This is a genomic window from Amycolatopsis sp. NPDC059657 (assembly GCF_042734395.1).
In the GTDB taxonomy this organism is placed as follows: Bacteria; Actinomycetota; Actinomycetes; order Mycobacteriales; family Pseudonocardiaceae; genus Amycolatopsis.
The window spans coordinates 24,880-31,875 of record NZ_JBHWEB010000109.1 but is presented as its reverse complement, the minus strand read 5'-3'; the positions used below and the strand labels follow the sequence as shown (position 1 = coordinate 31,875).

Here is a 6,996-nt window from a genome sequence, read left to right as displayed (position 1 = left end):
GCGTCTTCTTCACGTCGGGGGGCCGCGCGACCTCTTTGGGGTCTACCTCCGCTTGGTTCTGTTGTGAGGCCCCGGTTACCCCCCGGGGCAATAACTCACGAGCCCTGTACGGTTATTGAGTGCCGGACGGTCTCAGGGAACCAAGCGGACTCATCGGCTCGGCCCAACGTGCCTTGCGCGTGCTGGAGATCGTCGCCTCGGAGGGCGACGGGATCACCGCCAAGGCCGTCGCGCGGCGAGCCGGTTACAAGCTCTCCACGACGTATCACTTGCTGAACACGTTGACGCACGAGGGATACCTCATCCGGTTAGGGCACGGACGCGGCTTCGGGCTCGGCTACAAGGTCGGTGGCCTGTACCAAAAGCTGTGCGAAGAGCTGGACGTCGGCGACACCGTGCGCGACGAGCTACGTCTACTACATCAGCGCACTCGCGCCGCCGCTTACTACAGCGTCTTCCGCGACACCCAGGTCGTCGTCGCCGCGGTCGCCGACTCCCCGGAGTTCCCGCGCGCCAAGCCACTCGACTTCGGCTTCCACGAGGCCGTGCACGCGACCGCCTTCGGCAAGGCGATGCTCGCCTCGCTCGGCCAGCGCGAACGCCGCGAATACCTGGCGAGCGCCGGAATGGCGAAGCTGACCGAGCGCACCACGGTCCGCGTCCACGACCTCGACGCCGAGCTCGCTGAGGTCGCGCGGGTCGGCATGGCGATGGAGATCGAGGAGTTCCGCCCCGAGATCGCCTGTGTGTCGGCCCCGGTCTACGACACGGCCAACCGAGTGGCCGGCGCGGTCGCGTTTTCGGTGCCCGCGCACGAGTTCCACAACCGCCGCCCCTTGCTGGAGCAGGCGGCCCGCGCGGGCGCGACCCGGATTTCGCTGCTGCTGGCCGCGAACGAGGAGCAGGACCTCAAGCTCGGCTAGCGGGCCGCTCGAGGTAGGTCTCGTCCGGAGCACTGAAGCCGAACTGCTGGTAAAGGCCGTGCGCGTCCCTGGTGTGCAACATCCAGCGCATGGTCGCGCCTGGGCCTTCGTCGATCATCGTGCGCACGAGCGCTTTGGAAACCCCCTGGCCACGCGCTGCCTCGACCACGAAAACGTCCGCGAGATAAGCGGTCGAGAGCCCGTCCGAGAACGCCCTCGCGAACCCGATCATCTGGCCGTCTTCGAAGGCGGCGACGACCCGCCAGGCGTCGCGGACCTGCGTCTCGATCTGCTCGCGGGTGCGCCACTGGCCCCAGTACGCCTCGGTGGACATGAACTTCCACACGACGTCGAAGTCGACCTTGGTGCGGTCGTCGGTGATCTCGATGTTCCCCATGCCCGCGAACTTAGCGGGGCTTGAGCAGGTACTCGACGACCGGCTTGAGCTCGGCGGCCGACGGCGGCTCGTCGTCGATGAGGCCCTGCATGAGCAAGCCGTCGATACCGGCGAGGAACGCGCGGAACGCGATCTCGTCGTCGTGGCGGACCATCGAGGTCAGCACGTCGAGCCACCGCCGTGCCGCGGGCCGCAGCTCCGGGCGGCGGGCGGCCAGCAGGTACAGCTCGTACTCGGCCATCGTGCGGCCGCGGCGCGGGCCGAGTGCCTCGGCCAATAGCCCGGCGACCTCGGAGGCGCCGCCGCTGCCGCGCGAGCGTGCGCGGTCGATCATCCAGTAGACCTCGGTCGCCATGTCGCGGGCGCAGGAGATCAGGGTCGCGATCAGCAGGTCGTCGAGGCTGGAGAAGTGGTAGGTCGTCGACGTCGTCGGCACGCCCGCCTCGGCGGCGACCGTCCGGTGCGTGACGCCAGCGACGCCGTCGCGCTCGATGACGCGCAGCGCCGCCGCGATGAGCTCCTCGCGGCGCTTCTCGCCGCGTACCTTGCGGCCGTCGAGCTGGTTCCTCAATGCGCGCCTCCGACCTGCAGCAGCACCACACCGCCGATCACCAGCGCGAGCCCGGCGACCATGGTCGCGTTCATCGTCTCGCGGAAGAACAACACGCCGATGACGGCCACCAGCGCCACCCCGGCGGCCGCCCAAATGGCGTAAGCGACCCCTATCGGGACCCCAGACTTCAAGACCTGTGCCAGCGCCAGGAAGGCAATGGCGTACCCAACGACCACAATGATCGACGGACCCAGCTTGGAGAAGCCCTCCGACAGTTTCAGCGAGACCGTCGCGGAGACCTCGGCCGCGATCGCCAGAGCCAGCAGTAAGTAACCCACCCGGCAAAACTACCTGAACGATCGTCCCAAAAACCAGCGAGTCGTACACCACATCGGTGGGACTTAGGCGTCGCTAATCAGTTACTCATCGGTAAGCAGTACTACGCTCCCCCCACCACCACATCCGGACGAAAGGCACCCGATCATGGGCGCTGTACAACTGACGCTCGGCGGGATCGCGCTCGCGGTCAGCGTCGTCGCCTGGAGCATGTTCGTCATGACGATCATGCGGATGATCCGCACGATCCGTCTCGGCCAGCCGGACGCGACCCGCAACGGGCCGTTCACGCCCCGGTTGAAAACGCTGATCAAGGAGTTCGCCGCGCATACGCGGATGGCGAAGGTCCGCCAGGTCGCACCGTGGCACTGGCTCGTGATGTGGGGCTTCCTGATCGGCTCGCTCGCGCTGTTCGAGGCGTACGGCGAGGTGTTCGTGCCGACCTGGGGCTGGCCGATCCTCGAGGACTGGTCGCTGTGGAGCCTCCTCATGGAGATACTCGGCGTCGGCACCATCGTCGGTGGCGTCGCGCTGGTGATCATCCGCCAGCTGAACCACCCTCGGCGTGCCGACCGGCTGTCCCGGTTCGCCGGCTCCGACTTCAAGGCCGCGTACTTCGTCGAGGCCGTCGTCATCATCGAAGGCCTCGGCATCATCGGCGTCCGCGCCGCGAAGTCCGCGATGGGCGTGCACGAGGGCCCGGCCTGGGCCGCGTTCGCGTCGGTGCCGCTCGGGCACCTGCTGCCGTCGAGCGCCGCGCTCGTGTCGGTGTTCGCGTTCGTCAAGCTGATGAGCGCCATGGTCTGGGTGTACGTCGTGTCGAAGAACATGACGATGGGTGTCGCGTGGCACCGCTTCAGCGCCTTCTTCAACATCTACTTCAAGCGCGAGGCCGACGGTGGCGTCGCGCTGGGCGCGCTCAAGCCGATGATGAGCGACGGCAAGGTGCTCGACCTGGAGGAGGCCGACCCCGACGAGGACACGTTCGGCGTCGGCAAGGTCGAGGACTTCACCTGGAAGGGCTGGCTGGACTTCTCCACCTGCACCGAGTGCGGCCGCTGCCAGTCGCAGTGCCCGGCCTGGAACACCGGCAAGCCGCTGTCGCCGAAGCTGCTCATCACGCAGCTGCGCGACCACGCCTACGCCAAGGCGCCATACCTGCTCGCGGGCGGCAAGCGTGACATGGCTGGCGACGAGATCGGCCTGACCGGCGACAACCCGCACGCCGGCATCGACGTGCTGGCGCTGGCCGAGTCCGAGCGCCCGCTGATCGGCGGGCCGGAGGAGAACGGCGTCATCGACCCCGAGGTGCTGTGGTCGTGCACCTCGTGTGGCGCGTGCGTCGAGCAGTGCCCGGTGGACATCGAGCATGTCGACCACATCGTCGACATGCGCCGCTACCAGGTGATGATCGAGTCGTCGTTCCCGACCGAGCTCAACGGCATGTTCAAGAACCTGGAGAACAAGGGCAACCCGTGGGGCCAGAACGCCAAGGACCGGCTGGCGTGGACCGAGGACCTCGACTTCGAGGTGCCCGTGTTCGACGGCGACCTCGGCGACGCGGAGTACCTGTTCTGGGTCGGCTGCGCCGGCGCGTTTGAGGACAGGGCGAAGAAGACCACCCGCGCGGTCGCGGAGCTGCTGCACATCGCGGGCGTGAAGTACACCGTGCTCGGCTCGGAGGAGACCTGCACCGGCGACCCGGCACGACGCGCGGGTAACGAGTTCCTGTTCCAGATGCTCGCCCAGCAGAACGTCGAGGTGCTGAACTCGGTCTTCGAAGGCCGCGAACGCCAGGCGCGCAAGGTCGTCGTGACCTGTGCGCACTGCTTCAACACCCTCGCGAACGAGTACCCGGAGCTGGGCGGCCAGTTCGACGTCGTGCACCACACGCAGTTGCTCAACCGCCTCGTGCGCGAGAAGCACCTGACCCCGGTGGCCCCGATCGCCGAGGACGTCACGTACCACGACCCGTGCTACCTCGGCCGCCACAACAAGGTCTACGACGCTCCGCGTGAGCTGGTCGAGTCTTCCGGCGCGACACTGCGGGAGATGCCGCGGCACGGCGACCGTTCCATGTGCTGTGGCGCCGGTGGCGCGCGCATGTGGATGGAGGAGAAGATCGGCAAGCGCATCAACATCGAGCGCGTCGACGAGGCACTCGGCACCGCCCCGACGAAGATCGCGACCGGCTGCCCGTTCTGCCGCGTCATGCTCACCGACGGCGTCACCGCACGCAAGGCCGATGGCCTGGCCGGCGAAAACGTCGAGGTCATCGACGTGGCCCAGCTCCTGCTCACCGCCGTCAAACGGGGTGACCCCCAGCCGGCCTCGGCGCCCGCGGAGGTCTAGCCCGGGGATCTGAGATATGATCATACAATTGGTCTAGGCCACCACCTGGTTGGCGGCTGGTCGCCGCGGGGCGGGCTGCTTACGTTCGGAGTATGTCACGGAAGTTCGCTGTCGCGCTGTCCGTTGTGACCACCACGCTCGCGCTCGTGTCGACGCCGGCGCAGGCACTCGAGAACGATCTCGCGCTGACCCCGCCGATGGGGTTCAACAACTGGAACACGACGCACTGCCGCGCCGAGTTCAACGAGGCGATGGTGCTCGCCACCGCCGACACGTTCGTCAGCAAGGGACTGAAGGACGCCGGGTACACGTACGTCAATCTCGACGACTGCTGGGCCAAGCCGCAGCGCAACGCCCAGGGCGACCTGGAGCCGGATCCGGTCAGGTTCCCGCACGGCATCAAATATGTCGCCGACTACGTGCACAGCAAGGGTCTTAAATTCGGGATATATACGAGCGCGGGCACAAAAACGTGCGATACGCTGGGGTTCCCTGGCGGCTTGAACAATGAGCAACGCGACGCGAACCTGTTCGCTTCTTGGGGTGTCGACTATCTGAAGTACGACAATTGCAACAATCAAGGAGTAGACGCCGTCCAGCGCTACACGAAAATGCGGGACGCGCTCAAGGCCACCGGGCGGCCGATCGTCTTCTCGATCTGCGAGTGGGGCGAGAACAGCCCGTGGAACTGGGCGCAGAACGTCGGCAACTCCTGGCGCACCACGGGCGACATCTCGGACAACTGGTCGAGCATGCTCGGCATCTTCAAGCGCAACCTTTCCCTTGCGCCGTATGCGAAACCCGGCGCCTGGAACGACCCGGACATGCTCGAGGTCGGCAACGGCGGGATGACGCCCGCCGAGTACCGCAGTCACTTCAGCCTGTGGTCGATGATGTCCGCGCCGCTGCTCATCGGCGCCAACCTGTCGAACATCTCCACCGAGAACTTCCAGACACTGCTCAACAAGGACATCATCGCGCTCGACCAGGACCCGCGCGGCGTGCAGGGCCGCCAGGTCAAGGCATCCGGCGGGACCTACGTGATCGCGAAGCCGCTGGCGAACGGTGACGTCGCCGTCGCACTGTTCAACGAGAACGGTTCCACCGCGACGATCAGCACCACCACCGCGGAGATCGGCATCGGCGGCGCGTCGCAGTACGGGCTCAAGGATCTGTGGTCCAAGGCGACCGGCACGACGGCGAGCGCCATCAGCGCCTCGGTTCCGGCACATGCCACCGTCGTCTACCGCGTCAGCAAACAAGGCACGCTGAGCGTTCCGCCGAGCGGACGGACGCAAATTTCCGATCTTCCGACAGAAACCTGGTCCAGCGCCTGGGGACCGATCGAAAAGGACCGCAGCAACGGCGAGCAGCCCGCAGGCGACGGCCGCACGCTCACCATCAACGGCACGACCTTCGGCAAGGGCATCGGCACGCACGCGCGCAGTGACCTGACGTACTACGTGGACGGTCGGTGCGCACGGTTCGAAGCAACCGTCGGCGTCGACGACGAAAGTCCGTCAAATCGGGCAAGTGTTGTTTTCGAGGTGTACGCGGGTACCACAAAAGTCGCGGACAGCGGAGTCCTCACGGGAGCTTCGGCGGCGAAACAACTCTCTGCTGATATTTCCGGCGCAAGGCGGTTACGGCTCGTGGTTTCCAACGCCGGTGACGGCATCGACTACGACCACGCGGACTGGGCCAACGCGATAATCACCTGTTCGTAGCAGCCAGAATCCATTTGGAGGTATGGACACGTCGCGTATCCTGAATTTTCCTCGTTGCCGGAGCCGCCTGCGAGGTCCGTTTTAGACGCGCGAAAAAGGCGGCGAAGATGGCGGATGATCACGACGCGAGAATGCCCGACGGCGCGCTGATCGGCGCGCGGTTTCCATCGGACAGGCTTCGTGCGCGCTTCGCCGCCGAGGAGCCCGTGAAGGTCGCTCACCATCGGCGGCGCCCTGCCGTCGGCCGGGTCGGCGCGCGCTTCCCCGCCCAGCAGGCGGACGAACCGGTTCCCGCCCCCGTGCCCTCGGTGCGTAAAACCGAACCGGCGCCACCTCCCGAGTACATCGAACTGCCCGACAGCGGCCCGCGCGTGCGGCCGTACGTGCTCACCCGTGGACGCACGAAACCGAAGCTCCACCTCGCGATCGAGGCGATGATCTCCACGCGGGTGGACGCGCCGTGGGCCGCGTCCCGGCTCAGCGGGGAGTTCCATTCGGTGCGCACGATCTGCGAGCGGCCGCGCTCGGTCGCGGAGATCGCGGCGAACCTGTCCGTCCCACTCGGGGTGGCCAGGGTGCTTTTGGGCGATATGGCCGAACTCGGCCTCGTCAACGTCCACGAAACGCAAGTCACGACCGACGGCCGCCCCGCGCTCGCCTTGATGGAGCGCGTTCTGCGCGGCCTGCGGGGGCTTTGAGCCCTACGAT

At 66.7% G+C, this 6,996-nt stretch carries 7 protein-coding genes; 4 read left to right on the top strand and 3 right to left on the bottom strand.

Annotated elements, in window-relative coordinates; translation table 11 throughout:
- Positions 1-119 precede the first annotated feature (119 nt).
- A complete protein-coding gene (locus tag ACFV15_RS38075; protein WP_378357002.1) occupies positions 120-923 on the top strand; it encodes an IclR family transcriptional regulator in 804 nt (267 codons plus the stop codon).
- Here the strand turns inward: ACFV15_RS38075 and ACFV15_RS38070 are convergent.
- Genes ACFV15_RS38070 through ACFV15_RS38060 form a run of 3 tightly spaced genes read right to left on the bottom strand, consistent with a single transcriptional unit; the run spans position 910 to position 2,211 of the window.
- Positions 910-1,320, bottom strand: a complete 411-nt coding sequence (locus ACFV15_RS38070) for a GNAT family N-acetyltransferase (RefSeq protein WP_378357000.1) — start codon at positions 1,318-1,320, stop codon at positions 910-912. The two genes, ACFV15_RS38075 and ACFV15_RS38070, sit on opposite strands and share 14 nt — an antisense overlap.
- A 10-nt stretch (positions 1,321-1,330) precedes the next feature.
- Positions 1,331-1,891, bottom strand: coding sequence for a TetR/AcrR family transcriptional regulator (locus ACFV15_RS38065; protein ID WP_370945664.1), 561 nt, complete (start codon positions 1,889-1,891; stop codon positions 1,331-1,333).
- Positions 1,888-2,211 (bottom strand): DMT family transporter, encoded by a 324-nt coding sequence (locus ACFV15_RS38060; protein ID WP_378356999.1) that lies wholly within the window; start codon positions 2,209-2,211, stop codon positions 1,888-1,890. Before ACFV15_RS38060 ends, ACFV15_RS38065 begins: the two co-directional genes overlap by 4 nt.
- Before the next feature lie 145 nt (positions 2,212-2,356).
- Here ACFV15_RS38060 and ACFV15_RS38055 point away from each other — a divergent pair, with 145 nt between their 5' ends.
- The 3 genes from ACFV15_RS38055 to ACFV15_RS38045 all read left to right on the top strand — a co-directional run bounded on the left by ACFV15_RS38055 (position 2,357) and on the right by ACFV15_RS38045 (position 6,986).
- Complete coding sequence (locus ACFV15_RS38055; RefSeq protein ID WP_378356997.1) at positions 2,357-4,561, top strand: (Fe-S)-binding protein; 2,205 nt, start codon at positions 2,357-2,359, stop codon at positions 4,559-4,561.
- A gap of 92 nt (positions 4,562-4,653) precedes the next feature.
- Positions 4,654-6,288: an NPCBM/NEW2 domain-containing protein gene (locus tag ACFV15_RS38050; protein WP_378356996.1), complete on the top strand. Its 1,635-nt coding sequence runs from the start codon at positions 4,654-4,656 to the stop codon at positions 6,286-6,288.
- Positions 6,289-6,395: 107 nt separating this feature from the next.
- Positions 6,396-6,986, top strand: coding sequence for a DUF742 domain-containing protein (locus ACFV15_RS38045; protein ID WP_378356994.1), 591 nt, complete (start codon positions 6,396-6,398; stop codon positions 6,984-6,986).
- Positions 6,987-6,996: the final 10 nt, after the last annotated feature.